Origin of the sequence: Aquabacterium humicola, assembly GCF_030167915.1 — a bacterium.
Lineage (GTDB): Bacteria > Pseudomonadota > Gammaproteobacteria > Burkholderiales > Burkholderiaceae_C > Pseudaquabacterium > Pseudaquabacterium humicola.
In genome coordinates, this window is the sequence record NZ_JARGNB010000005.1 from 396,974 (window position 1) to 422,516 (window position 25,543).

Genomic DNA, 25,543 nt, shown 5'->3' on the forward strand with positions numbered 1-25,543 from the left:
TCGGGCAGGCGATCAGCCGATCAGCGGCGCGCCGCGCGCGCGATGACCTGGGCGGCGAGCCGCTCGGCGGCCACCGACTGGTCGATCGGCGAACGCGCCAGGCCGGCGCGGTCGTAATGCTGGTTCTCGTACAGCGCGGCGGCGGCCGGGTGGGTGTCGAGCACGGCGGCCAGCGCGGTCGGATCGATGTCGCGCTTCATGGCCGCGCCCAGCTGCTGGGCGATGGCCCGGAACTGGTCGGCGTTGAGCGGCAGCCGGCCGCTCTCGAAGCGATCGAGCAATGCCGCCAGCCGGATCACGGCGGCGATGCGTTCCTGGGTGAAGTCGGTACCGGTCGGGGTCATGGGGAGATTTCCGCGAAACGGAGTCGGCGATGACCCCCATCTGGGGCCGACCGGGTGGCCGTCAAGGGGCTCGGCGCCGGCCTGGGCGGCGAGAGGCCGCCCGCCAGCATGGCGCCTGGCCGCCCGGCCGGGCGCTGCCGCTCAGCGCCCGGGGAGCGGCCGCAAGGCGTCGGCGATCGTCGGCGGCAGCCCGCCGCGGCCCGCGCGCACCAGCGAGCTGCCGGCGCCGATGTTGCAGAAATCGCGGCCGATGATGCCGACGTCGAGCACCTGCGCGTCGAGCGCACGCAGGCTGCCGGCGAGGTCCAGGGCCGGGCTGGTGATCTGCACGTTGCCCGACAGGCCCTCCGGCGCCGCCGCCTGGATCACGTTGAGGCCGGGTCGCACGCCGGGCTCGAACGGGATCGGCTCGCTGCCGCCGGCCAGCAGCGCATTGCCGGCGGGCACCAGCGCACGCACATCGATCGCGATGTCGCCGCCGCTGGCCCGGACGGCCGCGGTATTCGCCTGCACCGCGCCATTGTCGAGCACCAGCACCGGCGCCTCGATGCGGATGTTGCCGCCGTTGCCGTTGTGCACGCCGAGCACCGAACTCTCGATCTGCGCGTCGACCAGGCGCAGGTAGCGGCCGGCGGCCACCTGGATCGGGCCGCCGTTGCCGTCCTGGGCCGAGGTCAGGATGCGGGCGTCGTTGCGCATCGTCAGCGCGCCGGCCACGCGCACGTCGATCGCATTGCCCGGCGCGGCGCCGCTGGACGAGGCCACCAGGCCGGCGCCGTCCATCGACAGGTTGCGTGCGCGCAGCGTGATGGCCTGCGGCGTCAGCGCCGGCAGGTCGGGCTCGAGCGCGTCGTTCTTGATCGTCAGCGCCTCGGGCGCGTCGCGCAGCTGCACGTCGCCTGTCGCCACCACGTCGATACGGCCGACCTGGCCGCTCGACGGAAATGCCGCGCGGCTGCGGATGCCGGTGCGGGCATCGCCCTGGCCGTCGATCAGCAGGTCGCGCGTCTCGACGCGGATCGCGCCCGAGCGGCCTTCGGCATTCGCGTTGGCACTGATCACCGCGCCGTGCCGCAGCGTGACCTGCTCGCTGGCCTGGACGGTGAGGTCGCCGGCCGCGCCGGAACCCACCGACGTGCCGAGGATGCCGGTCGTGAGGCCGCCATCGCCGCTGCCTTCGGCGATGAACGCGCGGGTCTGCACGGTGACCGAACCGCCGCGGCCGCTGCCGCCGGCCAAGGCCTGGATCAGCCCGCCGTTCTTCAGCGTGAGCACGTCCGACACCTGCACCTGCACCGTGCCGCCGGCGCCGGCGCCGATCGACGTGCTGGAGATCGACGACGCGTACTGGTCGAGGCCGTCCAGCGTCAGGCGCTCCGCCTTCACCGACACGGTGCCGCCCGCGCCAGGGCCGGTGGTGTCGGCGGAAATGCCGGTCGGGCCGCCGCGCATCGTGATGTCGCGGGCCTCGACATCGACCCGGCCGGCCGCACCGCCCGGTCCGAAAGCCAGCGAACCGGGTTCCTGCGAACCGAGCGAGTCGCTGAAGATGCCGGTGCTGAAGAAGGCGTCGGGCGTGGCCTCCATCAGGATCGTCTGGGCCTTGACGCTGACCGAGCCCGCGCGCTGGGTCGCGAAGGGCGCGAAGCCGGGGTGCGCGGTCGCCGAGCTGGTGATGTTGCCGCCGTTGCGCAGCACCAGCGCGCCGGCGACGTTCACCGTCACGCTGCCGGCCGCGGTGGCGACGAAGTTCGAGTCGCTGGCGATGCCTGGCGGATTGAGGATCGCGTTCGTGCCGTCGATCGTCAGCGCGCCGGCGTTCACCCGCACCGAGCCGCCGGCGCCGACGGTCGCCACGTTGCTCGCATCGAAGCTGGCGACGGCCTGCGCGTAGACGCCCCCGCTCTCGAGGATCTGCATCGGCCCGGCCACGTCGATCGCCACGTTGCCGGCGTTGCCCGGCGCGTTGGTGTAGCTGGCGATGTTGGACTGGCCGCGGATCGTGAGCGTCGCCGCGCTGACGCTGATGTCGCCGGCGGCGGATCGTGTCTGTGTCGTCGTCTGGAAGCCGCCGCCGTCGCCGAAGAGATCGATCGTGCCGAGGCTGCGGATGCGCAGCGACGGGCCGGCCGGCGCGGCTTCGGAGGCCATGTGCGAGTAGATGAAGGCGTCGCTGATGCGCAGGCCGTCGCGCACGGTGATGTCGACGGCGCCCGGCGCGAACAGGCTCGGCACCGCGTTGATCGAGGCGCCGGCCGACAGCGCCAGCGTGCCGGCATGCACGGCCACCGTGCCTTCGCCGGTGCTGGCGTGCGACGTGGCCAGCGTGATCGCGCCGCCGAGGCGCGTGGCCTCCGGCGCCTGCCGCACGTTCACCGGCACCGCCACCGCTTCCGCGCCGGTGGCGACCAGGCGCAGCGTGCCGGTCTCGGTGTGCATCGCCGCGCGGTCCATCGTGATCGAGCCGGCCGTGACGTCGAGGTCGCGGCCGTCGACGAAGGCATTGACGCGTGCATTGGGCGTCAGCATCACCGGCGCCGCGGCCTGGCCGCCGAGGAAGCCGAAGGCTGCCGGCGCGGCCACCGTCAGGCTGCTGTCCGGGCCCCGGCCCGCAGCCAGCGTGCTGCCGTCGGCGAAGCGCAGCTCGTGCGCGGTGCTGACGTGGAAGGCCGCCGGCACGTCGACCCGGGCACCGGCGCCGAAGGTCACGCCGTTGGGGTTGATCAGGAAGAAGTCGGGCCGGCTGCCCGACGCGGCCGACAGGCGCAGCGGACCGTCGATCAGCGAGGCCTCGTTGCCCGTCACGCGGGCGATGACGTTGGCCAGCGTCGGCGTGGTGGTCGTGAAGGTGGCCGATTCGCCGGCCTGCACGCTGAACAGCTGGAAGCTGTGGAAGAGGTTGTTGCCGGCGCGGCGGCCGACGCTTTCGGGAATCGTGAACTGGCCGCTGAAACTCTGCGCCGTGCGGCCCCAGCTGGTGTCCGTGACGGCGGCCGCGCGGCTGTCGAGCATCGCGCCGGCGGCCAGCAGGCACAGCGCGGCGGCGGCGATGGCATGGCGGCGGCAGGTGGACTTGCACAGGGCGCTCATTGCCAGCTCCCGACGAGGATGAAGGCCGCCCAGTGGAACGGGTGGCGGAAGGACGGTTCGGCCAGCATCGCACGCTGCACCTGCTGCAGCGCGCGGGCCTTGGTCTCGGGCGTGCCGTTGCTCGCCGCCAGCCGTGCGTAGAAGCGCGACATCAGCTGCATCGCCGCGTCGTCCGACACCGGCCACAGCGTGCCCAGCGCGGCGCCGGCGCGGGCCTTCAGCGCGGCGCCCGACAGCCCCAGCGGCGCGCGGTCGTCGCCCTCGGCCGTCTGGCAGGCCGACAGCGCGAGCAGCTCGATCGGCCGCTGGCGCAGGCGCTCCGAACGCAGCAGCTGCTGCAGGCCGTCGATCGTCAGCAGGCCGTCGTAGGTCATCAGGAAACTCTCGGCCGCCGAGCTGCTGAACAGGCCGTGCGACGCGATGTGCACGACGGAGTACTGGCCGGTCGAGAAACGCTCGCCGAAGCGTTCGAGCGTGAAGCCCTCGTCCAGCAGCACGTCGCTCGGCAGCCGCGTGCGCAGCTGGTCGATCTCCTGCTTTACGCCGGGCAGGGCGAGGGCCTCGCGGGTCTGCTCGCGCGTCAGCGTTCGCGTCGGCGAGCCGGCCAGCGTATCGACGACCCACTTCGGCAGGCGCTCGACCACCGGCCCCGGTTCGGACAGCCCGGCCAGCAGCAGGCGCGCCGGGCCGCGGCGCTCGGCCGCGGCGCGCGTCAGGCTCAGCGCCGGCGCGGTGACCACCGCGACCTTCTCGATCGCGAAACGGTCGCCGTCGTGCAGCGCGCCGAAGGGCAGCAGGCGCAGCACGCCATCGGGCACCACCACCAGCGTGTGGATGCGCTGGCTGTCCAGGGTCGGCTCGAGCGGCCGCATCAGCAAGCCGTACAGCACCGCGGCCGCGCCTTCGAAGGGGCGCTGGCGGCGCAGGCTGTCGGCGAAGCCGTGCACCAGCTTCTGCAGGTCGTCGGACTCGATCGGCTGCGTGCGGCGCTGCAGGCCCTGCGGCGTCTCGACCAGCAGCTCGAGCCGGTCCGGGAAGATGATCGGGTACAGCACCGCGGTGCCGGCGGGCAGCGCCCGGGCCTCCTGCGCACGCGCTGATTCGACGGTGCAACGCTCGCCGAGGAAGTCGTCGAGCTCGCTGCGCTTGACGAGTTCGACGACGTTGCGCGCCTCGCGCATATGCTGCTGGGCCGCCTCGGGCGCGGCGCCGTCGGCCTTCGCGAGCAGCAACTCGGCCAGCGCCAGGTAGATCGGTTCCAGCGTCTCGCGGAAGGACGAGCGGCCGTCCTCGTACTCGATCGGGATGTCCTGGCGCACCGCCTCGATGTGCTCGACCGAACGCCGGTAGGCGGCCAGCGCCCGGTCGCTGTCGCCGGCGGCCTTCAGCAGCCGGCCGCGGCGCCATTCGATGCGAAACAGCAGCTCGCGCGCGTTCGCGGCCTGGGCCTGCAGCGCGGCGCTGTCCGTCAGCCGCAGCGCGTCGTCGGCGCGGCGCTCGGCCTCGTAGAGCTGGGCCAGCGCGTCCAGCACCTCGGCCTGCAGGCGGACATCGGCCGACGCGGTGGCGAGGCCGCGGGCCTGGTCGAGCGCGTCGAACGCCAGGCGGCGGCCGTCGGCGCCGAGTGCCAGCGCCTGCGTGCCGAGGTTCGCGGCCTGGTGCGCGCGGTCGCGCGTGTCCCCGATCGACGGCAGCCGCGTCGCCGCGTCGCGCAAGGCGGCGAGGCGTTCGGCCGGCGGCGTCAGGCGCGCGAGGTTCAGCCGCAGCGTCGACTGCAGCGAAGCATCGTCGGGTGCGAGGCGCTGCGCCTCGACGTACAGCGCGCGCGCCTCGTCGTCGCGGCGCAGGCCGAGCAGCGCATTGGCCAGGTCGTTGGCGCGCAGCGCCCGGGTGACAGCGTCCGGCGCGTGGGTGTAGCCCTCGCGCAGCAGCGGCTCGGCGTCGGCGAAGCGGCGCATGCGGTGCAGCGCCAGGCCCAGCGCCGCGGCGGCGTCGGCCTTCTCGGCCGGCGTGCTCGCGCGGGCCTGCGCCTCGCGCAGCTGGTCGACGGCCTGCTGCAGCGCGCCCCGGTGGCACAGCTGCGTGCCGTGCGCGATCTGGGCGTTCACATCGGCCTGCTGCGCCACGGCGGGCGGCGCGACGAGCAGACCGGCGAACATCACGGCGAGCATCGTGGAGAGAGGGCGGCGGCGCATCGTCGGCTCCTCAGAACAGCTCGTAGCGCAGCTGCAGGTGCACGCCGCGGTCCTGCAGCGCGCCGCGCGTCGCGACGGCCGGCGTCTTCAGGCGCTTCGCCGCGGCCAGTTCGACGCCCAGCGGGCCGAAGCGGGCGTCCAGCGCCAGGCCGATCGAGCCGAGGTCGTCCGATGCCTCGCCGCGGTTGCGCGCGCGCCCCGCATCGACGAAGGGAATCAGCGTGACCCGCCGATCGGATTCGGCCGCGTCGAGCAGCGGCCAGTGCAGCTCGACCGACGCGGTGATGCCTTCGTCGCGCACCAGCTGGTTCTCGCGGTAGCCGCGCACCGTCGCGACACCGCCGACCGCCAGCCGCTCCAGCGGCAGCAGGCGGTCGCGACTCTTCTGCAGGCTGGCCTTCAGCACCAACTGGGCGCCCGGCACGTCGGCGAGGCGGCGCGCGAACTGGGCCTGGCCTAGCCAGAAGGCATAACGCTTCGAAGGCGCGGCCAGCGCGGGATCGAGCCCGTCCATGATGTTGTTGCGGCCCCAGCTGAAGGTCGAGCGCAGCGCCAGCGTCTGCGTGGCGTCGCGCTGCACGAACTCCTGCATGAAGCGCCAGGCATGCAGGCGCGACAGGCCGTCGGGTTCGCCCGGCGTGAACGAGAACGGCTCCCCGAGCAGCGTGGTGCGGCTTTCGCGCTGCGACCAGGTGAGGCCGAGCGCGACGCGCTGCGCGAGCGTGTCGATCAGCGCATGGCCGAGGCCGATGTCGAGGCTCTTGACGCGGCTGACGATGTCGATGCTCGCGATCGGCTCCTCGACCACGCTGGTATCGCCGCGGTCGTGGCGCAGGGTGAACACGGTGCCGACGAACGGGCCGATCGCGGGCAGCGGCACGCTCCAGCCGATGTTCAGGCGCTCGGAGCCTTCGCTGCCGATCACGGTCGCGTCCAGCGCGTCGCCGAGGCCGCTCAGGTTCCACACCGTGCCGGTGAGGCCGCCGCCGGCCTCGCCGACCGAGGGTGTGCGGTGGTTGTTGGCCAGCAGCGCCAGCTTGTAGGGCTGCGCGCGCGTGACGTCGACGTCCAGCGTCGCTTCACCCAGCGCGGCGCCGGGCACGATGCGCGCATTCATGCGCGCGATCAGCGGATCGGCGAGCAGGCGCTGGAAGCGGTCCTGCAGCGCCTGGACGTTGAACGGATCGCCGCTGCCGGCACCGAGGCGCTCGGCGATGTAGCCCTCGCGCAGCCGGCCCTGGCCCTTGACCTGCACGCCGGTCAGGCGGCCTTCGACGATCACCAGCCGCAGGCGCCCGTCGCGCCAGGCGCCATCGGGGATCAGCGCGCCGGAGTTGACGTAGCCGCGCTCGACGAGGCGCCGCGTGACCGCCAGCCGCAGTTCCTCGAGGTCGGCCGCCGTCAGCGGGCGGCGCAGCCACGGACGGGCGATCGCCTGCAGTTCGTCGTCGGTCAGAACGGTCGCGCCGTCGAAGGTGATGGCCTCGACCGGCCCGACGGCCGCCTCGTCGCGCACCGGCGGCAGCGCCAGGCGTTCGGGCTCGGGCAAGGCCTGGGCAAGAGCCGGCTTGACGGGCAGCAAGGCCAGCAGCGACACGAGCGCGGCGATGCCGCGCGCGAGGGCGGAGGGAGCGAAATCGTGGGGCACGGCGCCGGGCGATGAGTCCCGGCGATTGTGGCGTCGCGCCGGCGTGCTCCGGCCCGGCCGCGATGTGACCTTAGACCAATGCGGCGATGGCCCGACCCATGTCCGTGGTCGAGGCCTGGCCGCCCAGGTCGGCCGTGCGCGGCCCCTCGACCAGCACACGTTCGATGGCCTTCACGATCGCGTCGTGGGCGTCGCGCCGGCCGAGGAAGTCGAGCATCAGCGCGCCCGACCAGATCATCGCCACCGGGTTCGCGATGTTCCTGCCGTAGATGTCCGGCGCCGAGCCGTGCACCGGCTCGAACAGCGACGGGAACCGGCGCTCGGGGTTCAGGTTGGCCGACGGCGCCAGGCCGATCGTGCCGGTGCAGGCGGGCCCCAGGTCCGACAGGATGTCGCCGAACAGGTTGGTCGCGACGACGACGTCGAAGCGCTGCGGCTGCAGCACGAAGCGCGCGGTCAGGATGTCGATGTGCTGCTTGTCGACCTTGACGGCGGGATACCCGGCGCCGACCGCGTCGGCCCGCTTGTCCCACCACGGCATGCTGATCGCGATGCCGTTGGACTTCGTCGCCACCGTCAGTTGCTTGCGCGGGCGCGACTGCGCCAGCTCGAAGGCGTACTTCAGCACCCGGTCGGCACCGTGGCGGCTGAACACCGATTCCTGGATCACCAGCTCGCGCTCGGTGCCCTCGTACATCACGCCGCCGAGGTTGGTGTACTCGCCCTCGGTGTTCTCGCGCACGATCATGAAATCGATGTCGCCGGGCTTTCGGTTCGCCAGGGGGCAGGGCACGCCGTCGAACAGGCGCGCGGGCCGCAGGTTGATGTACTGATCGAACTCGCGGCGGAACTTCAAGAGCGATCCCCACAGCGAGACGTGGTCCGGCACCGTGGCCGGCCAGCCGACGGCGCCGAAGTAGATCGCGTCCATGCCCGACAGCTGCGCCTTCCAGTCGTCCGGCATCATCTGGCCGTGGGCCTGGTAGTAGTCGCAGCTGGCCCAGTCGATGGGCTTGATGGCCAGCGGGATGTCGAAGCGGCGCGCGGCGGCCTCGAGCACGCGCAGGCCCTCGGGCATCACTTCCTTGCCGATGCCGTCGCCGGCGATGGCGGCGATCTTGAACGGGGTGCTCATCGTGTGTCCTGTGGAGTTCAGTAGGCCGACGGGCCGCGGCTGTCCGCCGCAAGGCCGAAGTCGCCGGCCAGCTTGCGCGCGCCCTGCGCGAGCAACGTGATGTCGATGCCGACCGCGACGAACTGCGCGCCGTAGTCCAGGTAGCGCCGGCACTGCGCGGCATCGATCGACATCGTGCCGGCCGCCTTGCCGCTGGCGACGATGGTCTTCACCGCGCCCTCGATCGCCGCCTGCACGTCCGGATGGCCCGGGTTGCCGCGGTGGCCCATCGACGCCGCGAGGTCGGACGGGCCGATGAACACGCCATGCACGCCGTCGACGGCGCAGATGGCCTCCAGGTTCTTCAGCGAGGTCACCGTCTCGGCCTGCACGATCAGGCAGACCTCGTCGTCGGCGACGTCGGTGTAGTCCCGCCGCGCGCCCCAGCGCGAGGCGCGCGCGCCGCCGGCGCCGACGCCGCGGATACCGCGCGGCGGGTAGCGCGTGGCGGCAACCAGCGCGGCGGCCTGCTCGGCGGTGTCGACCATCGGCACCAGCAGGTTCTGCGCGCCGATGTCCAGCAGTTGCTTGATCAGCGCGGTGTCGCCGGTGACCGCGCGCACCACCGGCTGCACGCCGGGGTAGCCGGCGACGGCCTGCAGCTGCGCGAGCGTGCTGCGCACGTCGTTCGGCGCGTGCTCGCCGTCGATCAGCAGCCACTGGAAGCCGGCGCTGGCGCAGACCTCGGCCGGGTAGGCATCGGCCAGCGACAGCCACAGGCCGATCTGGCGCTCGCCGCGCGCGAGCGCGGCCTTGAAAACATTCGTCGTCACGCGAGGCATCCTTCGCAGAGCTGTTTCGAGTGCATGGGGTCGTCGAGCCCGTGGCGCGAGCCCTCGCGACCATAGCCTGATTCCTTCACCCCGCCAAACGGCCCCGCCGACGCCGGAACGCAGCAGCTGATGGGGTGTCTGCGCGCGGCGGCCCCGTGCGAGGGCGCCCCCCGCTCAGGAACCGATCTAGGCCTGCCTAGGCAATTGGGCGGGTAAGCCCCTGCCGGGCGCCCCGGCGGGGCTCCTTAGAATCTTTTTCATTGCCTGCAAGGAGTTCCCCTCGATGCCAGCCCATCGACGCGGTGCCGACGACAGTGGCGCCGCCGCGGCCGCGCCCAGCGGATCACGTGTCCTGAAGAAGTACCCGAACCGTCGCCTCTACGACACCCGCACCAGCAGCTACATCACCTTGGCGGATGTCAAGCGCATGGTGCTCGACGGCGAGACCTTCGAGGTGCGCGATGCCAAGACCGGCGACGACCTCACGCGCAGCATCCTGCTGCAGATCATCCTCGAGGAAGAAACCGGCGGCGTGCCGATGTTCAGCACGCAGATGCTGGCGCAGATCATCCGCTTCTACGGCCACGCGATGCAGGGCCTGATGGGCACGATGCTGGAGAAGAACCTGCAATCCTTCGTCGACATGCAGGGCCGCTTCGCCGAGCAGACCAAGGGCCTGTACGAAGGCAAGAACTTCACGCCCGAGGCCTGGGCCCAGTTCATCACCGGCCAGGCGCCGATGATGCAGGGGCTGATGGGCAACTACCTCGAGCAGAGCAAGAGCCTGTTCGAGCAGATGCAGGAGCAGATGAAGGCCTTCCCGGGCCTGCCGGGCTTCCCGGGCGGGCCGAAGCGCTGATCCGCGCGCGGCGCTGAACCCGCGGCGCCGAATTCCCGCCGGCGCACCGGCGGCGGCCTGGTCGCGAGACAATCGCGGCCTATGCAAGACCTCTCCCCCACGACCGCGGCGCTGGCCGGTGCAGCCAAGCCGCCCAAGGTCGGATTCGTCTCCCTCGGCTGTCCGAAGGCGCTCACCGATTCCGAACTGATCCTGACCCAGCTCTCCGCCGAGGGCTACGAGACCAGCAAGTCCTTCGCCGGCGCCGACCTGGTGATCGTCAATACCTGCGGCTTCATCGACGATGCCGTCAAGGAGAGCCTGGACACCATCGGCGAGGCCCTGGCCGAGAACGGCAAGGTGATCGTCACCGGCTGCCTGGGCGCACGCGCCGCGGCCGATGGCGGCAACATGGTCAGGAGCGTGCACCCCAAGGTGCTCGCCGTCACCGGGCCGCATGCGACGCAGGAAGTGATGGACGCCGTGCACCTGCACGTGCCGAAGCCGCACGATCCGTTCGTCGACCTCATTCCGGCCGCCGGCATCAAGCTCACGCCCAAGCACTACGCCTACCTCAAGATCAGCGAAGGCTGCAACCACCGCTGCACCTTCTGCATCATCCCGAGCATGCGCGGCGACCTGGTGTCGCGGCCGATCGGCGACGTGCTGAAGGAAGCGCGCGCGCTGTTCGAGTCCGGCGTCAAGGAGCTGCTGGTCGTCAGCCAGGACACCAGCGCCTACGGCGTCGACGTCAAGTACCGCACCGGCTTCTTCGACGGCAAGCCGGTCAAGACCCGCATGGTCGAGCTGTGCCAGCAGCTGGGCGAGCTGGCCGCGGCGCACGGCGCGTGGGTGCGGCTGCACTACGTCTACCCGTACCCGCATGTCGACGAGGTGCTGCCGCTGATGGCCGCTGGCCATGTGCTGCCTTACCTGGACGTGCCGTTCCAGCATGCGCACCCCGACGTGCTCAAGCGCATGAAGCGCCCGGCCAGCGGCGAGCGCAATCTCGAGCGCCTGCTGAAGTGGCGCGAGGCCTGCCCGGAGCTGGTGATCCGCTCGACCTTCATCGCCGGCTTCCCCGGCGAGACGGAACAGGAGTTCCAGACCCTGCTCGACTTCGTGCGCGAGGCCCAGATCGACCGCGCCGGCTGCTTCGCCTATTCGCCGGTCGATGGCGCGGCGGCCAACGCGCTGCCCGACCCGGTGCCGGCCGAACTGCGCGAGGAGCGCCGCGCGCGCTTCATGGCGGTGGCCGAAGCCGTGTCGATCGAACGCCTGAAGCGCCGCGTCGGTGCGACGATGCAGGTGCTGGTCGACCGCGCGCCGGCGATGGGCCGCAAGGGCGGCGTCGGCCGCAGTTATGCCGACGCGCCGGAGATCGACGGAACGGTGCGCCTGCTGCCGCCGGAGAAGGCGTCGAAGACCCTGAAGGTGGGCGAATTCACCCGCGCCCGCATCGTCGCCACCGAGGGCCACGACCTGATCGGCATGCCGGTGTGAACGATTCCGCCCGGGGCTCCCCGGCCTCCCGATGCTGCGTAACATGGCTGCTATGCAAGACCTGATCACCGGCCTGGTTCACCATCCGTACGAACCGCCCGCGGGCTTCGGCGCCGTGATGCCGGCGGTGCACAAGGCGTCGACGGTGACCTTCCCGAACACCGCGGCGATGCGCGCGCGCAGCTGGAAGAGCAAGCAGGGCTATACGTACGGGCTTCACGGCACGCCGACCACCTTCACGCTGGAAGAGCGCATCGCCGCGCTCGAAGGCGGCCGCTTCTGCGCGCTGGCGCCCAGCGGCCTGGGCGCCATCGTGATGACCAACATCGCGCTGCTGAAGCAGGGCGACGAGCTGCTGCTGCCCGCCAATGTCTACGGCCCGTCGCGCGAGATGGCGCGCACGCTGCTGGCCGACTGGGGCATCACGCACCGGCTGTACGACCCGCTGGACGCGTCGTCGCTGGCCGCCGCGATCAGCGAGCGCACGAAGCTGGTGTGGCTGGAGGCCCCGGGCTCGGTGACGATGGAGTTCCCGGACCTGCGTGGCCTGGTCGCCGCGGCGAAGGCGCGCGGCGTGCTGACGGCGCTGGACAACACCTGGGGCGCCGGCCTCGCGTTCCGGCCGTTCGAGCTGGGCGTCGATCTGGTGATGCAGGCGCTGACGAAATACCCGTCCGGCGGCGCCGACGTGTTGATGGGCTCGGTCACGAGCCGGGACGAGGCGCTGCACCAGCGCATCCTTCAAGCGCACATGCGGCTGGGCATCGGCGTGGCGGCGAACGATGCGGAAATGGTTCTGCGCTCGCTGCCGACGATCGCGCTGCGCTACCACGCGCAGGACGCGGCGGCGCGCACGCTGGCCGCCTTCCTGCAGCAGCAGCCGGCGGTGAAGCAACTCCTGCATCCGGCCTTCGAAGGTTCGCCGGGCCATGCGCACTGGCGTTCCACCTGCAGCGCCGCGGCCGGGCTGTTCTCGGTGCTGTTCGACCCCGTGCTGCCGGCGGAGCGCATCGATGCCTTCGTCGACGCGCTGCGGCTCTTTCGCATCGGTTACTCCTGGGCGGGCCCCGTCAGCCTCGTCGTGCCCTACGATCTCGGCCTGATCCGCGGCGCCGACGCGGCGCGCCAGGGCACCCTGGTGCGCTTCTCGGTCGGGCTCGAAGCCGTCGCGGACCTGCAGGCCGACCTGGCGCAGGCGCTGCGCCAGCTGGACTGATCAGTTTCCTTCGCACCGGACGCCTTCCACCACACGACGCACGATGGGTTCCGAGACCACCGTCATCATGAAGACCGGCGACCACTCGCTGGTGATGAACGTCGCGCCGTCGCAGCAGCGGCGCTCGTGCCTGATCGTCTACAGCGGCACCGAGACCGGCAAGCGCTTCGTGCTCGATGGCCTGGCGACGGTGATCGGGCGGCTGGCCGATGTCGGCGTGTTCATCGACCATCCCAGCGTCAGCCGCCGCCATGCCGAGCTGGAGGTGGTGGCGGGCGCGATGCTGATCAGCGACCTCGGTTCGTCGAACGGCACCTACGTCAACGATGTGCGCCTGGAAGCGCCGCGCCCGCTGAAGGACGGCGACCTGATCCGGCTGGGCAAGGTGTTCCTGAAGTACTACGAGCAGGAAAACCTCGACGTGCTGCTGCACGACCGCATCTACCGCATGGCGACGGTCGATGCCGGCACCGACATCTTCAACCGCCAGTACCTCGTCGATTTCCTGAAGGGCGAGTTCCGGCTCGCGAAGCTGACCAACCGGCCGCTGTCGCTCGTCTACTACGACCTCGACTACTTCAAGAGTGTCAACGACAACTACGGCCACTCGGCGGGCGACCAGGTGCTCAAGGAGAGCGCCGCGGTGGTGAAGACCGTCGTGCGCAAGGACGACCTGCTGGGCCGGCTGGGCGGCGAGGAATTCGTCGTCGTGCTGCCGAACACGCCGCTGCAGGCGGCCACCGAGCTGGCCGAGCGCATGCGCGCGGCGATCGAGGCACACGCCTTCGTGCTGTCCTTCCAGACCCCGCTCGGCAAGCGCACGGTGACGCACAAGCAGACCGTCTCGCTCGGCGTCGCCCAGCTGAGCGACGAGATGCAGGAGTCGCGCGAACTGCTGGATGCCGCCGACCATGCGCTCTACCGCGCGAAGCGCGGCGGCCGCAACCGCCTCAGCTGCTGACGCTGCCGACCTGCAGCAGCCACGCGCACACCGTTGCGCGCCGCTGATGCGGTCAATATGGCCATTCTGGCCAAAATTCGCGACAGCCTCTTACAATCGCCTCTTCTGCACTTGCGCTGGTGGTGGCGACGATGACGATCGAACTTCGGTCCCTGGACGACCTGCCGCGCCAGAACGCCACGCAGGTCAAGAACCGCTGGGGCGACGTGGTGCGCCTGGTGCGGCAGAGCGGCAGCGTGGCGATCACCCACCATGCCAACGTCGAGATGGTGCTGCTGCCGGCGGCCACCTATGAGCAGGTCACGCGCGACCTGCAGGCGCTGAAGGCGCAGAAGCAGACGCAGCTGGACGAGCTGGCGCAGCGTTTCGAAGCCCGGCTGGCGACGCTGCAGGATGCGGCCGCGCCGCAGCAGCTCGATGCGCTGCTCGACGCGCGTGGACAGCTGACCCGGCGACCGAAGGCCGGCGCCACCTTCTGACCCCTGCACGTCCGACGCGTGCCCGGCGGGCGGCCCTTCATCCTGGTGCTCGCCGGCGTCAATGGCGCCGGCAAGAGTTCGCTGGGCGGCGCGCTGCTCGCCGAGCACGGACTGACCTGGTTCAATCCCGACACCTTCGCGCGCACGCTGGTCGCTTCGCACGGGCTGGACATCGAGGAGGCCAACGCGCGCGCCTGGGCGTTCGGCCGCGACCGGCTCGAGGGCGCGATTGCCCGCGGCCTGAACCACGCGTTCGAGACCACGCTCGGCGCCACCACGATCCCCGAGATGCTCGAGCGCGCGGCGCGCAGCCACAATGTCGTGATGCTGTACTGCGGCCTCGGCTCGCTGGAGCAGCACTTGCAGCGGGTGCGCCAGCGCGTCGCGCAGGGCGGGCACGACATCCCCGAGGCAAAGATCCGCGAGCGCTGGCTCAGCTCGCGCGCGAACCTGGTGCGACTGCTGCCTAGCTTGGCGCGGCTGCAGGTCTTCGACAACAGCACCGATGTCGCGCCGGGCGAGGACATCCCCGATCCGCAACTGGTGCTCGAGATGGTCGGCGGCCGCGTGCGCTTCCCGGCGCCTGGCGACGCGGCGGTGCTGCGCGCGACGCCGGCGTGGGCGCGGCCGGTCGTGCAGGCGGCGTTCGAGCTGGCGCCGCCGGCCTGATTACTCGTCGGACCCGGGCGACGACGACAGCAGCGGGAAGCTGCCGTCGGACGACGAGCCGAGCAGGCCGACCTTGGAGTAGATGCCGAGCTTCTGGCGGGTATCGGCGATGTCGAGGTTGCGCATCGTCAGCTGGCCGACGCGGTCGGCCGGTGTGAACGCACCTTCCACCTTCTCCATCGACAGGCGCTCGGGCGCGTAGGTCAGGTTCGGGCTCGTCGTGTCGACGATCGTGTAGTCGTTGCCGCGTCGCAGCTCCAGCGTCACCTCGCCGGTGATCGCGCGCGCCACCCAGCGCTGCGCCGTCTCGCGCAGCATCATGCATTGCGGGTCGAACCAGCGGCCCTGGTACAGCAGGCGGCCGAGGCGGCGGCCGTTGATGCGGTACTGCTCGATCGTGTCCTCGTTGTGGATGCCGGTGACCAGGCGCTCGTAGGCGATGTGCAGCAGCGCCATGCCCGGGGCCTCGTAGATGCCGCGGCTCTTGGCCTCGATGATGCGGTTCTCGATCTGGTCGCACATGCCCAGGCCGTGGCGGCCGCCGATGCGGTTGGCTTCCTCGAACAGCGCCACCGCATTCGCGAAGGTCAGGCCGTTCAGCGCGACCGGCTGGCCTTCCTCGAAGCGCACGCTGACGGTCTCGGGTTTGACGGCCACGTCCTCGCGCCAGAAGGCGACGCCCATGATCGGGTTGACGATCGACATGCCCTTGTTCAGGAACTCGAGGTCCTTGGCCTCGTGCGTCGCGCCCAGCATGTTCGAGTCGGTCGAGTACGCCTTCTCGACGCTCATCTTGTAGTCGAAGCCGTTGGCGATGAGGTATTCGCTCATCTCCTTGCGGCCGCCGAGCTCGTCGATGAAGCGCTGGTCCAGCCACGGCTTGTAGATGCGCAGCGCCGGGTTGGCGAGCAGGCCGTAGCGGTAGAAGCGCTCGATGTCGTTGCCCTTGTAGGTGCTGCCGTCGCCCCAGATGTTGACGCCGTCGTCGCGCATCGCGATCACCAGCGCGGTGCCGGTCACCGCGCGGCCCAGCGGCGTGGTGTTGAAGTAGGTCGCGCCGCCGGTGGAGATGTGGAAGGCGCCGGACTGGATCGCGGCGATGCCTTCGGCGACCAGCTGCGGGCGGCAGTCGACGAGTCGCGCGATCTCCGCGCCGTACGCTTTGGCCTTGCGCGGGATGTCGTCGTAATCGCTCTCGTCGGGTTGGCCCAGGTTGGCCGTGTAGGCGCAGGGAATGGCGCCCTTGGCGCGGATCCAGTGCACCGCGGCGCTGGTGTCGAGGCCCCCGGAAAACGCGATGCCGACACGTTCGCCGACGGGAAGCTGCTGAAGGATGGTGGCGGCCAAGGCTCGGATCTCCGCGGTGGACAAGAAGCAACCGCGGATTATCGCCGGCCTACCGTTGCCGACGCGGGCGGGTCAAGAGCCGCAGTGCCTGCTTGCGGCCCCGTTGCGGACGGTCGACGTGGTGTGCCTATGTCTGCACAGGATCAGGCCAGCGGGGCGCTCTGTTCCGCTCATGTCCCCCGGGCCGGGCTGCGCTGTGACGCTCGGGGTGGCGCTCGGCCGGCCCTCCTCCTTGACTTCGCTCCACAGAGCGCCCCGCCGTCCTGATCCGCACCGCCCTGGCAGGGGAGCGCACGCCACGGTGTCGCCACAGCCAAGGGCGCTGGGTGCCCGGCGTAGCGAAGTCAAGGAGGAGGGCCGGCCGGGATCCAGCCTGGGGCGTATCAGCCGCGCACGGCCCGGGGGACATGAGCGGAGCCGGGCACCCAGTGGCCTTGGCGCGCTCGGTGCCCGCATGCATGACTGCAACGGCCATAGAACGGGCACACCCCAACAAGCCGCTCGCAGCCCGTCGCATCGGTTCATTCCGCGATCGCCAGCGCAGTCGGGTTGCGCTCAAGGGCCAGCAGCGCCCGCTTGCGATCGAGCCCGCCGGCATAGCCGGTCAGCGCGCCCGAGGCGCCCAGCACGCGGTGGCAGGGCACCAGGATCGACACCGGATTGCGGCCGACCGCGGCACCGACCGCGCGTACTGCATGCGCGGCGGCGGCGCGCTGCGCGAGCGTCGAGTAGCTGCAGGTCTCGCCGCGCCCGACCAGCAGCAGCTGGCGCCACACCGACTGCTGGAACGGGGTGCCCTGCAGATCGAAGGGCAGTTCCCGGCCATCGACGTCCTGACCCGCGAAGTACGCGTCCAGTGCACGTTGTGCGGCGCGCAGCCACGCATGACGGGCGTTCACCGGTGCGTCCAGCGGACCGGGATGGTGGCGCTGGCCGTCGAACCACAGGCCGACCAGCCCTTGCTCGCTGGCGGCGGCCGTCATCGGGCCGAGCGGCGTATCCAACCGCGCCTGCGCCGTCGCATGGATCTTCATCGCTTCACTCCAGGTTCAGCCACAGCTTCATCACCGCATAGGCCCGCCAGGGCCGCCAGGCCTCGGACTGCTGCGCGGCCAGCTTCACGTCGCGCGTGCCCAGCGCGTTGAGGATGCCAATGTCGGTCGCCGGCCAGGCATCGGGCCAGGCGAGGGCGCGCATCGCGATCAGCTGCGCGCTCCAGTCGCCGATGCCCGGCAGTTCGTGCAGCGCTTCGAGGGTCGACTGCAGCGGCGCCGCGCGATGCAGCGCCAGCCGGCCTTCGGCCATCGCCTGCGCCAGCGCCTGAAGCGCGCGCACGCGCTGCCGCACGATGCCGAGCTTGCCGATGACCTCGGGGTCGGCCGTGGCGATGGTGCGCGCCGACGGGAACAAACGGTCTAGGCCGGCGAACGGCGTCTCGACCGGTTCGCCGAAGCGCTCGACGAGCCGCCGCGTCAGCGTGCGCGCCGCCGCCACCGTCACCTGCTGGCCGAGGATCACGCGCGCCGCGCTCTCGAAGCCGTCGATCGCGCCGGGCAGGCGCACGCCCTCGCGCTGCGCGCCCGGCACCAGCGCGAGCACCGGGTCGATCTGCGCCGGATCGGCATCGAGGTCCAGGCTCTGGCGGACGCGCTGCACGACGGTGCCCAGCGCCGGCAGCAGAGACGGGGCCAGCGACAAGCGGACCTCGTGCCGCAGCGGCTCGAAGCGGGCCTCGATCCAGCCGGCGAGTCCCTCGCCGCGGTGCTCGACAGCCAGCGTGCGCCGCAGCGCGAGGCCGTCCACCGCCTCGACGCCGGCGAGCGCACGGTTGGCGAAGAAGGTCACGACGCCCGGCACGTCGTACGGCGGCCGGTAGGCCAGGCGCAGGCTCGTCGTCCCGGCGGAGGCCGCCGGGGCCGGGGCCGCCGCGCCGCCGTCGCGCCGCAACGCGCTCGGGCTGAGGCGGTAGCGCTCGACGAAGGCGGCATTGAAGCGCCGCAGGCTGCCGAAGCCGCTGGCCAGCGCCACCTGCGTCACCGGCAGCGCCGTGTCGGTCAGCAGCCGCTTGGCCAGCAGCAGGCGCTGCGTCGTCAGGTAGTCGATCGGCGTCACGCCGTGGGCCGTCGCGAAGATGCGGCGCAGGTGGCGGTCGGTCACGCCCAGGCGCGCGGCGACCTCCGGCAAGGCCGGGTCGCGGCCCTCGTGCGCCGCGTTTTCCAGCATCAGCGCCGCCTGCTGCGCGAGCACCTGCGACGAATCGGTCAGGCTCAGGCCCGGCGCCAGTTCCGGCCGGCAGCGCAGGCAGGGCCGGAAGCCGCCAGCCTCGGCCTGCGCGGCATTGGCGAAGAAGCGGCAGTTCTCGCGCCGCGGCGTGCGCACCCGGCACACCGGGCGGCAGTAGATGCCGGTCGACGTCACGCCGACGAAGAGCCGGCCGTCGAAGCGGGCATCGCGGGTCGTCAGCGCACGGTAGGCGGCGTCGGCTTGCAGGGTCATGCAGGGATGGTAGGCGCCCGCCACGATCGGACTCGCCGTTTTCGGACCTGTCCCTGCCGCAGGCGCGGGGTCGCCGGGAGGGGGCGCCCCGTCCTTAGAATCGCGCCCACTCCAGATCCAGGGATCGCCTTCCATGCAGGTACAAGCCTCGGCCTTCAAGGCCTACGACATCCGCGGCATCGTCGGGCAGGGCATCGACGAGACCTTCGCCGAGCACCTCGGCCGCGCCTTCGGCAGCGAGGCGGTCGCCGCCGGGGAAAAGGCCGTCGTCGTCGGCCGCGACGGCCGGTTGTCCGGGCCCGGGCTCGTCGCCGCGTTGATCCGCGGGCTGCAGTCCACCGGACTCGATGTGGTCGACCTCGGTCCGGTGACGACGCCGATGCTGTACTACGTCGCTGCCACGCGCGCGAAGCACGGCTGCCACAGCGGCATCCAGGTCACCGGCAGCCACAACCCGAAGGACTACAACGGCTTCAAGATGGTGCTCGCCGGCCAGGCGATCTACGGCGAAGCGATCCAGGCGCTGAAGCGCCGCATCGAAGCCGAGGACTACGTGCAGGGCCGCGGCCGCAGCGCGACGATGGACATCTTCGCCGAGTACAGCCACCGCATCACCAGCGACTGCAAGCTGGCGCGGCCGATGAAGATCGTTGTCGATTCGGGCAACGGCATCCCGGGCGCGTCGGCGCCGAAGATCCTGCGCGCGCTCGGCTGCGAGGTGATCGACCTCTATTCGCGCGTCGATGGAGACTTCCCGAACCACCATCCCGACCCGAGCAAGCCGGAGAACCTGGCCGACCTGATCAAGGTCGTGCACGCCACCGATGCCGAGCTCGGCATGGCCTTCGACGGCGACGGCGACCGCTTGGGGCTGGTGACGAAGGAGGGCCACATCATCTTCCCGGACCGCCAGCTGATGCTGCTGGCCAAGGAGGTGCTGTCGCGCCACCCGGGCGCGACCATCCTCTACGACGTGAAGTGCAGCCAGCGGGTCGCGCCGATGGTGCGCGAGGCCGGCGGCGTGCCGCTGATGTACAAGACCGGCCATTCGCTGATGAAGGCCAAGCTGGCCGAGATCGGCGCACCGCTGGGCGGCGAAATGAGCGGCCACGTGTTCATCAAGGACCGCTGGTACGGTTTCGACGATGCGATGTACACCGCGGCGCGCGTGCTCGAGATCCTGTCGCGCACCGACGACCCGAGCGCGATGCTCAACGCGCTGCCGACCGCCTTCAATACGCCGGAGCTCAACGTGCCCTGCGCCGAGGGCGAGCCGCCGAAGGTCGTCGAGGCGCTGAAGGCCAACGCGAAGTTCCCGGGCGCGAAGGAGATCATCACGATCGACGGCCTGCGGGTCGAATACGACGACGGCTTCGGGCTGGTCCGCGCGTCGAACACCACGCCGGTGCTGGTGCTGCGCTTCGAGGGCCACACCCCCGAGGCGCTGAACCGCATCGAGCACGACTTCATGAACGCGCTGCGCGCGGTGAAGCCCGACGCGCAGGTCGCCGCGGCGGCGCATTGACCGCTGGCACCGCGCGCCCGGCGCTCGGCATGACGCCGCTCGTGCACCGGCTGGCCCGGGCGCTCTATGCGCTGCTGCTGCGGCTGGGCCTGCCGCTGTACCTGTGGCGGCTGTGGCGGCGCGGTGCGCGCGAGCCGTGGTACCGGCGCGCCTGGGGCGAGCGGCTCGGGCTGTACCGCGGGCGCGTCGAACCGGGCGCGCTGTGGCTGCATGCGGTGTCGCTCGGCGAGACCCGGGCCGCGATGCCGCTGATCGAAGCGCTGCGCGAGCAGCGGCCGGGACTGCGCCTGCTGCTGACGCATGGCACGGCCACCGGCCGCAACGCCGGCCGCGCGCTGCTGCGCGACGGCGACCTGCAGGCCTGGCTACCGTACGACATGCCGGGCGCCGCGCGGCGCTTCCTGCGCCACTTCCGGCCCAGCGTCGGCGTGCTGATGGAAACCGAGCTGTGGCCGAGCCTGATGCGCGAGGCCGAACGTTTCGACGTGCCGATGGTGCTGGCCAATGCGCGCCTGTCCGAGCGCAGCGCACGCCGCGGCCGGCGGCTCGCGGCGCTGATGCATCCGGCCGCGCGCCGGCTGACGCTGGTGCTGGCGCAGACGCCGGACGACGGCGGCCGGCTGGCCGCAGCCGGCGCGCCGCAGGTGCTGGTCGGCGGCAACCTGAAGTACGACATGACGCCGGCGCCGCGGCTGCTGGCGCAGGGCCTGCAGTGGCGCCAGGCGCTGGAGCGGCCGGTCGTGCTGGCGGCCGTCACGCGCGAGGGCGAAGAGCAGCCGCTGCTGGACCTCTGGCGCGAGGTTCCGCTGCCGCGTCCCTTGCTGGTCATCGTGCCGCGCCACCCGCAGCGCTTCGACGAGGTCGCGGCGCTGGTGCAGGCGGCCGGGCTCGGCCTGGCGCGGCGCTCGGCCTGGGCCGAGACGCCACCGGCCGACGCGGCCGCTGCCGACGTGTGGCTCGGCGACAGTCTGGGCGAGATGCCGCTGTACTACGCGGCCGCCGACGTCGCGCTGCTCGGCGGCAGCTTCGCGCCGCTGGGCGGACAGAACCTGATCGAGGCGGCGGCCTGCGGCTGCCCGCTGGTCATGGGGCCGCATACCTTCAACTTCGCGCATGCGGCCGAGCTGTCGATCGCCGCCGGTGCCGCCCTGCGCGTGGCGGACCTGGCCGCCGGCGTCGACGCGGCGCTGAAGCTGGCCGCCGACCCGCAGCGGCGCGAGTGGGTCGAGCGCGCCTTCGCCTTCGCCGCGTCGCATCGCGGCGCCGCGCAGTGGATGGCGCAGCAGGTGCTGGGCCTCACCGGCGAGCCGCTGACGCCGGCGCTGCGGCTGACGTCCGCGGAGCCGAAGGCCGCCGGCTGAGCCTCAGGCGGCGAGCGCTACGCCGGCCCGCACGCGGCGGGCCTCATCGCGTCAGCGCGCGAGCAGCGTGTCGACGTTCTGCACGTCCGACGGGTTCAGCTGGCCCGCGGCCTGGCGCAGCTTCAGGCTGTTGACGATGGTGTCGTAGCGCGCTTTCGACAGGTCGCGCTGCGTCGTGAAGAGCTGCGTCTGTGCGTTCAGCACGTCGAGGTTCACGCGCACGCCGACGCGATAGCCGAGCTGGGTCGCCTCGAGCGCCAGCTTGCTCGACGACTCGGCGGCTTCCAGCGCCTTGGCCTGGGCCTGCAGCGACTGCACGCCGAAGAAGGCCTGGCGCGTGGCCTGCGCGACGCTGCGGCGCGCGTTCTCGAGGTCGTTGCGCGACTTCTCCTCCAGCACCGTCGTTTCCTTGATGCGGTTCTGGATCGAGTTGCCGGCGTAGAGCGTGTAGTTCAGCTGCAGGCCGATCGACGCCGAGCCGGAACGACCGTTGTTGCCGGCCAGGGTTGCGGCACGGCCGTTGGCATGCGTGTTGGCGACCGAGCCGACCAGGTCGACGGTCGGCAGGTTGCCCGCACGGGCCTTCTCGGTCTCGAGCTTGGCGATGTCGTAGCCCAGGCGCGCCTTGCGCACCTGCGGATGCTGCGCGTCGGCGCGAAGCACCCATTCGTCGGGATCGTTCGTGCCCACCGACGGCAGCGCGACCGGCACGGCCAGCGGCTTGGGCTGCACGCCCGGCCGCCCGACCAACTGGTCCAGCGCGATGCGCTTGGTGCGCAGGTCGTTCTCGGCGGCAATTTCCTGTGCCGAGGCGATGTCGAAGCGCGCCTGCGCTTCGCGGGTGTCGGTGATCGTCGCGGTCCCGACCTCGAAGTTGCGCTTGGCCGATGCCAGCTGCTCGCTGATGCCGGTGCGGTTGGCGCGGGCGGTGGCCAGCGCGTCCTGCGCCGCCAGCACGTCGAAATACTGCTGGGCGACGCGCACGATCAAGTCCTGCTCCGCCACCTCCAGGTCGGCCTTGGCGATCTCCAGCGAGCGGTAGGCCTGGTCGATCGTCGCGCTGTTGGCGCGGTTGAACAACGGATGCTTGGCGCTGAGCTCGACCTTCTGCGTATTGCCGCCGAAGGTCGAGCCGGTGACCGGGTCGATCTCGTTGTGGAAGGCACTGCCCGCGAGACCGACCGAGGGGCGTCGCAGCGCTTCGGCCTGAGCGGCCTTGTACTCGGCGGATTCGGCCAGCGCGCGGGCGGCCAGGTAGGAGGCGTCATAACCGCGCGCCGCGTCGTACAGCTCCTTCAGGCTCTGCGCCTGGGCGCCGGCGCCCGCCAGCATGCCGAGGGCCAGGACGATGGTCCGCAGGCGCGGGGGCGAAAGGCGCAGGAGCTGGCTGGGCATCGATAGTCCTCGGAGGGAATGTGTTGTTCGGAAGAGGCGCGTTTGTAGGTCAGCGGCGGGCAGGCCGCCAACGCCGATGCGACGGGCTGCGCCCGGCGCGGGATGAACGGCATGAACGGCGGACCGCGCAGGCCATGCGCGGGGTCAGAACGTGAAGCGCGTGGGCGCGTCGAAGCCTTGCAGGCGCTGTGCGACGGTGTCGAACAGCTCGACGGTCTGGAACGTGGCGTCGGACACGCGCGTGACACGTACCGCCTGCATCACCGGCTCGCTGCCGACGATCGCGATCAGGCGGCCGCCGATCCGCAGCTGGTCCAGCAGCACCTGCGGCAGCAGGGCCACCGAGCCGGACAGCACGATCACGTCGAACGGCGCCTCGGCCGCCAGTCCCTGTGCACCGTCGGCCTGGCGCACGCTGACGTTGCTGATCGCCGCTCGGCGCAGGTTGTCCTGCGCCAGCTGCACCAGCGCCGGCCGGATCTCGAGCGACACCACCGACTGCGCGCGGTGGCCCAGCAGCGCGGCCATGAAGCCGGACCCTGCACCGACCTCGAGCACGCGTTCGTGGCGCTGTACGTGCGCCTCCTGCAGCAGCCGCGCCTCGATCTTCGGCGCCAGCATGCACTGGCCCTCGGGCAGCGGCACCTCGGCGTCGACGAAGGCCAGCGCGCGGTAGGCGGCGGGCACGAATTCCTCGCGCTTGAGCGTCGCCAGCAGCTGCAGCACCGAGGCGTCCAGCACGTCCCACGGACGGATCTGCTGCTCGATCATGTTGAAGCGGGCCTGTTCGACGTTCATGGCGTTTGCGATGGGTGCGGGGACGAAAGACGACGATTCTATTTCGCGGCCTTCGCAATGGCGGGTGCGCCGGCGCCGCTGTCATTGAGCGTCATCAGCGGCATCTCGGGCACGGGTTCCCTCGCCAGGCCGTTGAGCACGAGGTCGACGTGCTGGCGGATGAAGTCCGGGCCGTCGATCTGGTGCCGGTGCGCCGTGCAGGCGCCGAGCGAGTGCTTGTGCAGGCAGATCATGATCATCGGCAGCACGAGCGAGTGCACCGCGACGCCGATGTCGACTGGCCGGAACTCGCCGCTGTCGATGCCGCGCTGGATGATGCCGCCGAGCAGGGCCTCGGCCGGCTCGACCACTTCGGCGATGTAGTGCTGCGCAATGTCCGGGAAGTTGCGGACCTCGGTGATCACGAGCTTGAAGACTGCCGAGGCGGCGCTCTCGTACACGTGCGTCCACCAGCGCACGAGGATGTGGCGCAGCAACTGGCCGGGCGTGCCCGGAAAGGCCGCCGCTTCGGCGGCGCCGGCCGCAATGCGGTCGGACAGGTTCTGCGCGATCGCCGCCTTCAGCAGGTCTTCCTTGCTGGGGTAGTAGAGGTACAGCGTGCCCTTGGAGACGCCTGCGCGCGTGGCCACCTCTTCGGCCTTCGTGGCGGCGAAGCCCTTCTCGACGAAGAGCTCGAGCGCTGCATCGAGCAGCTCCTGGGGCCGCGCGTCCTTGCGGCGACGGCGGGTGATGATGTCGCTGGCGTCCATGAATTACTGACTGACTGGTCAGTAATATAGCTCGACCGACCCCGGGCGGTCAACCTGGGAATCCCGCTGCGCTTGCGCTGGATCAGTCGCGGGCCCTCGGTATCATCCGCGCCTTTCGACTACCGGGAGGGCCGGGTGGACCTCGTTCTGCTGCTGAAGGCCGCGATCATGGGCCTGGTCGAGGGGCTGACCGAGTTCCTGCCGATCTCGTCCACCGGCCACCTGATCCTCGCCGGGTCTCTGCTGGACTTCGCCGATGCCAAGGCCAAGGTCTTCGACATCGCGATCCAGACCGGTGCGATCGTCGCGGTCATCATCGTCTACTGGCAGCGCCTGCGCGACGCGCTGGCCGGACTGGGGCAGAGCGAAGCGGCGCGCCACCTCGTCGCCAACGTCGTGATCGGCTTCCTGCCGGCGGTGGTGCTGGGGCTGCTGTTCGGCAAGCTGATCAAGACGCACCTGTTCAATGCGCCGGTGGTCGCCAGCACCTTCATCCTCGGCGGCTTCGTCATCCTGTGGGCCGAGCGCCGTCCGGCGGCCGCGGCACCGCGGCTGGCCGAAGCCGATCACATGCGGCCGCTCGATGCGCTGAAGGTGGGGCTGGTCCAGTGCCTGGCGATGATCCCGGGCACCAGCCGCTCCGGCGCCACCATCATCGGCGGCATGCTGCTCGGCCTGTCGCGCAAGGCCGCCACCGACTTCAGCTTCTTCCTGGCCATCCCGACGCTGATCGGCGCCGGCCTGTACAGCCTCTACAAGGAGCGCCACGCGCTGGCGATGACCGACCTGCCGATGTTCGCGGTCGGCTTCGTCGTCTCGTTCCTGTCGGCCTGGGCTTGCGTGCGGTGGCTGCTGCGCTACATCTCCAGCCACACCTTCGTGCCCTTCGCCTGGTACCGAATCGCCTTCGGCGCGATCGTGCTGCTGACCTGGTGGGCCGGCTGGGTGCACTGGGCGGACTGACGCGCCGCCGCGCGCCGGC

At 71.3% G+C, this 25,543-nt stretch carries 21 protein-coding genes and 1 pseudogene; 9 read left to right on the top strand and 13 right to left on the bottom strand.

Translation table 11 applies throughout. The features are described 5' to 3' along the window. Nucleotides 1-20: 20 nt before the first annotated feature. The 7 genes and pseudogenes from P1K89_RS22990 to P1K89_RS23020 form a co-directional block, all read right to left on the bottom strand. Entirely contained in the window at nt 21-344 is a 324-nt protein-coding gene (locus P1K89_RS22990; protein WP_284618854.1) for a hypothetical protein, read from the bottom strand. A 141-nt stretch (nt 345-485) separates the two neighbouring features. Beyond that, a complete protein-coding gene (locus P1K89_RS22995) occupies nt 486-3,434 on the bottom strand; it encodes a two-partner secretion domain-containing protein (protein ID WP_284618855.1) in 2,949 nt (982 codons plus the stop codon). Next, entirely contained in the window at nt 3,431-5,629 is a 2,199-nt protein-coding gene (locus P1K89_RS23000) for a CHAT domain-containing protein (protein WP_284618856.1), read from the bottom strand. Before P1K89_RS23000 ends, P1K89_RS22995 begins: the two co-directional genes overlap by 4 nt. A gap of 10 nt (nt 5,630-5,639) precedes the next feature. Then, nucleotides 5,640-7,277, bottom strand: a complete 1,638-nt coding sequence (locus tag P1K89_RS23005; RefSeq protein ID WP_284618857.1) for a ShlB/FhaC/HecB family hemolysin secretion/activation protein — start codon at nt 7,275-7,277, stop codon at nt 5,640-5,642. Nucleotides 7,278-7,347: 70 nt separating this feature from the next. Continuing rightward, nucleotides 7,348-8,412 (bottom strand): tartrate dehydrogenase, encoded by a 1,065-nt coding sequence (locus P1K89_RS23010; protein ID WP_284618858.1) that lies wholly within the window; start codon nt 8,410-8,412, stop codon nt 7,348-7,350. A gap of 17 nt (nt 8,413-8,429) precedes the next feature. Then, a complete protein-coding gene (locus tag P1K89_RS23015) occupies nt 8,430-9,224 on the bottom strand; it encodes an aldolase/citrate lyase family protein (protein WP_439898022.1) in 795 nt (264 codons plus the stop codon). Beyond that, nucleotides 9,221-9,337 (bottom strand): annotated as a pseudogene (locus P1K89_RS23020) (aldehyde dehydrogenase family protein); the annotation flags it as partial. The pseudogene P1K89_RS23020 and the gene P1K89_RS23015, both read right to left, overlap by 4 nt. Before the next feature lie 170 nt (nt 9,338-9,507). Between P1K89_RS23020 and phaR the strand changes: the two are divergent. The 6 genes from phaR to P1K89_RS23050 all read left to right on the top strand — a co-directional run bounded on the left by phaR (nt 9,508) and on the right by P1K89_RS23050 (nt 14,890). Further along, entirely contained in the window at nt 9,508-10,083 is a 576-nt protein-coding gene (phaR, locus tag P1K89_RS23025; protein WP_284618860.1) for a polyhydroxyalkanoate synthesis repressor PhaR, read from the top strand. Between the two features lie 81 nt (nt 10,084-10,164). Next, nucleotides 10,165-11,565 (top strand): 30S ribosomal protein S12 methylthiotransferase RimO, encoded by a 1,401-nt coding sequence (gene rimO, locus P1K89_RS23030; protein ID WP_284618861.1) that lies wholly within the window; start codon nt 10,165-10,167, stop codon nt 11,563-11,565. A gap of 52 nt (nt 11,566-11,617) precedes the next feature. After that, nucleotides 11,618-12,781 (top strand): PLP-dependent transferase, encoded by a 1,164-nt coding sequence (locus P1K89_RS23035; protein WP_284618862.1) that lies wholly within the window; start codon nt 11,618-11,620, stop codon nt 12,779-12,781. A 43-nt stretch (nt 12,782-12,824) separates the two neighbouring features. Further along, nucleotides 12,825-13,742: a GGDEF domain-containing protein gene (locus tag P1K89_RS23040; RefSeq protein ID WP_284618863.1), complete on the top strand. Its 918-nt coding sequence runs from the start codon at nt 12,825-12,827 to the stop codon at nt 13,740-13,742. A 131-nt stretch (nt 13,743-13,873) separates the two neighbouring features. Next, entirely contained in the window at nt 13,874-14,221 is a 348-nt protein-coding gene (locus tag P1K89_RS23045; protein WP_284618864.1) for a type II toxin-antitoxin system Phd/YefM family antitoxin, read from the top strand. An 18-nt stretch (nt 14,222-14,239) separates the two neighbouring features. Beyond that, nucleotides 14,240-14,890, top strand: coding sequence for an ATPase (locus P1K89_RS23050; RefSeq protein ID WP_284618865.1), 651 nt, complete (start codon nt 14,240-14,242; stop codon nt 14,888-14,890). On the opposite strand, the gene argG is transcribed toward P1K89_RS23050, so the two are convergent. The 3 genes from argG to P1K89_RS23065 form a co-directional block, all read right to left on the bottom strand. After that, nucleotides 14,891-16,237 carry an argininosuccinate synthase gene (gene argG / locus P1K89_RS23055; RefSeq protein WP_284618866.1) on the bottom strand — a complete coding sequence of 449 codons (1,347 nt, stop codon included), beginning with the start codon at nt 16,235-16,237 and terminating at the stop codon, nt 14,891-14,893. 521 nt (nt 16,238-16,758) lie between these two features. Beyond that, the gene (locus P1K89_RS23060) at nt 16,759-17,271 is read right to left on the bottom strand and encodes a methylated-DNA--[protein]-cysteine S-methyltransferase (RefSeq protein WP_284618867.1); all 513 of its coding nucleotides are present in this window, start codon (nt 17,269-17,271) and stop codon (nt 16,759-16,761) included. 4 nt (nt 17,272-17,275) lie between these two features. Continuing rightward, entirely contained in the window at nt 17,276-18,733 is a 1,458-nt protein-coding gene (locus P1K89_RS23065; RefSeq protein ID WP_284618868.1) for an AlkA N-terminal domain-containing protein, read from the bottom strand. A gap of 133 nt (nt 18,734-18,866) precedes the next feature. On the opposite strand from P1K89_RS23065, the gene P1K89_RS23070 reads away from it, so the two are divergent. After that, nucleotides 18,867-20,258, top strand: coding sequence for a phosphomannomutase/phosphoglucomutase (locus P1K89_RS23070; RefSeq protein ID WP_284618869.1), 1,392 nt, complete (start codon nt 18,867-18,869; stop codon nt 20,256-20,258). Nucleotides 20,259-20,287: 29 nt separating this feature from the next. Further along, the gene (locus P1K89_RS23075; RefSeq protein WP_284618870.1) at nt 20,288-21,619 is read left to right on the top strand and encodes a 3-deoxy-D-manno-octulosonic acid transferase; all 1,332 of its coding nucleotides are present in this window, start codon (nt 20,288-20,290) and stop codon (nt 21,617-21,619) included. A gap of 51 nt (nt 21,620-21,670) precedes the next feature. Here P1K89_RS23075 and P1K89_RS23080 read toward each other — a convergent pair whose 3' ends face one another. The 3 genes from P1K89_RS23080 to P1K89_RS23090 all read right to left on the bottom strand — a co-directional run bounded on the left by P1K89_RS23080 (nt 21,671) and on the right by P1K89_RS23090 (nt 24,561). Further along, nucleotides 21,671-23,014 carry a TolC family outer membrane protein gene (locus tag P1K89_RS23080; protein WP_284618871.1) on the bottom strand — a complete coding sequence of 448 codons (1,344 nt, stop codon included), beginning with the start codon at nt 23,012-23,014 and terminating at the stop codon, nt 21,671-21,673. A gap of 144 nt (nt 23,015-23,158) precedes the next feature. Continuing rightward, the gene (locus P1K89_RS23085) at nt 23,159-23,812 is read right to left on the bottom strand and encodes a protein-L-isoaspartate O-methyltransferase family protein (RefSeq protein WP_284618872.1); all 654 of its coding nucleotides are present in this window, start codon (nt 23,810-23,812) and stop codon (nt 23,159-23,161) included. 38 nt (nt 23,813-23,850) lie between these two features. Then, a complete protein-coding gene (locus P1K89_RS23090; RefSeq protein WP_284618873.1) occupies nt 23,851-24,561 on the bottom strand; it encodes a TetR/AcrR family transcriptional regulator in 711 nt (236 codons plus the stop codon). A gap of 135 nt (nt 24,562-24,696) precedes the next feature. Between P1K89_RS23090 and P1K89_RS23095 the strand changes: the two genes are divergently transcribed. Next, on the top strand, nt 24,697-25,524 hold the full coding sequence (locus P1K89_RS23095) for an undecaprenyl-diphosphate phosphatase (protein ID WP_284618874.1): 828 nt from the start codon (nt 24,697-24,699) through the stop codon (nt 25,522-25,524). Nucleotides 25,525-25,543: the final 19 nt, after the last annotated feature.

Bases quoted from the DNA above. Each gene is read 5' to 3' on its own strand.
- P1K89_RS22990 (WP_284618854.1), bottom strand. From the start codon at position 344: ATGACCCCGACCGGTACCGACTTCACCCAGGAACGCATCGCCGCCGTG.
- P1K89_RS22995 (WP_284618855.1), bottom strand. From the start codon at position 3,434: ATGAGCGCCCTGTGCAAGTCCACCTGCCGCCGCCATGCCATCGCCGCC.
- P1K89_RS23000 (WP_284618856.1), bottom strand. From the start codon at position 5,629: ATGCGCCGCCGCCCTCTCTCCACGATGCTCGCCGTGATGTTCGCCGGT.
- P1K89_RS23010 (WP_284618858.1), bottom strand. From the start codon at position 8,412: ATGAGCACCCCGTTCAAGATCGCCGCCATCGCCGGCGACGGCATCGGC.
- phaR (WP_284618860.1), top strand. From the start codon at position 9,508: ATGCCAGCCCATCGACGCGGTGCCGACGACAGTGGCGCCGCCGCGGCC.
- rimO (WP_284618861.1), top strand. From the start codon at position 10,165: ATGCAAGACCTCTCCCCCACGACCGCGGCGCTGGCCGGTGCAGCCAAG.
- P1K89_RS23035 (WP_284618862.1), top strand. From the start codon at position 11,618: ATGCAAGACCTGATCACCGGCCTGGTTCACCATCCGTACGAACCGCCC.
- P1K89_RS23040 (WP_284618863.1), top strand. From the start codon at position 12,825: ATGGGTTCCGAGACCACCGTCATCATGAAGACCGGCGACCACTCGCTG.
- P1K89_RS23045 (WP_284618864.1), top strand. From the start codon at position 13,874: ATGACGATCGAACTTCGGTCCCTGGACGACCTGCCGCGCCAGAACGCC.
- P1K89_RS23060 (WP_284618867.1), bottom strand. From the start codon at position 17,271: ATGAAGATCCATGCGACGGCGCAGGCGCGGTTGGATACGCCGCTCGGC.
- P1K89_RS23065 (WP_284618868.1), bottom strand. From the start codon at position 18,733: ATGACCCTGCAAGCCGACGCCGCCTACCGTGCGCTGACGACCCGCGAT.
- P1K89_RS23070 (WP_284618869.1), top strand. From the start codon at position 18,867: ATGCAGGTACAAGCCTCGGCCTTCAAGGCCTACGACATCCGCGGCATC.
- P1K89_RS23075 (WP_284618870.1), top strand. From the start codon at position 20,288: ATGACGCCGCTCGTGCACCGGCTGGCCCGGGCGCTCTATGCGCTGCTG.
- P1K89_RS23080 (WP_284618871.1), bottom strand. From the start codon at position 23,014: ATGCCCAGCCAGCTCCTGCGCCTTTCGCCCCCGCGCCTGCGGACCATC.
- P1K89_RS23085 (WP_284618872.1), bottom strand. From the start codon at position 23,812: ATGAACGTCGAACAGGCCCGCTTCAACATGATCGAGCAGCAGATCCGT.
- P1K89_RS23090 (WP_284618873.1), bottom strand. From the start codon at position 24,561: ATGGACGCCAGCGACATCATCACCCGCCGTCGCCGCAAGGACGCGCGG.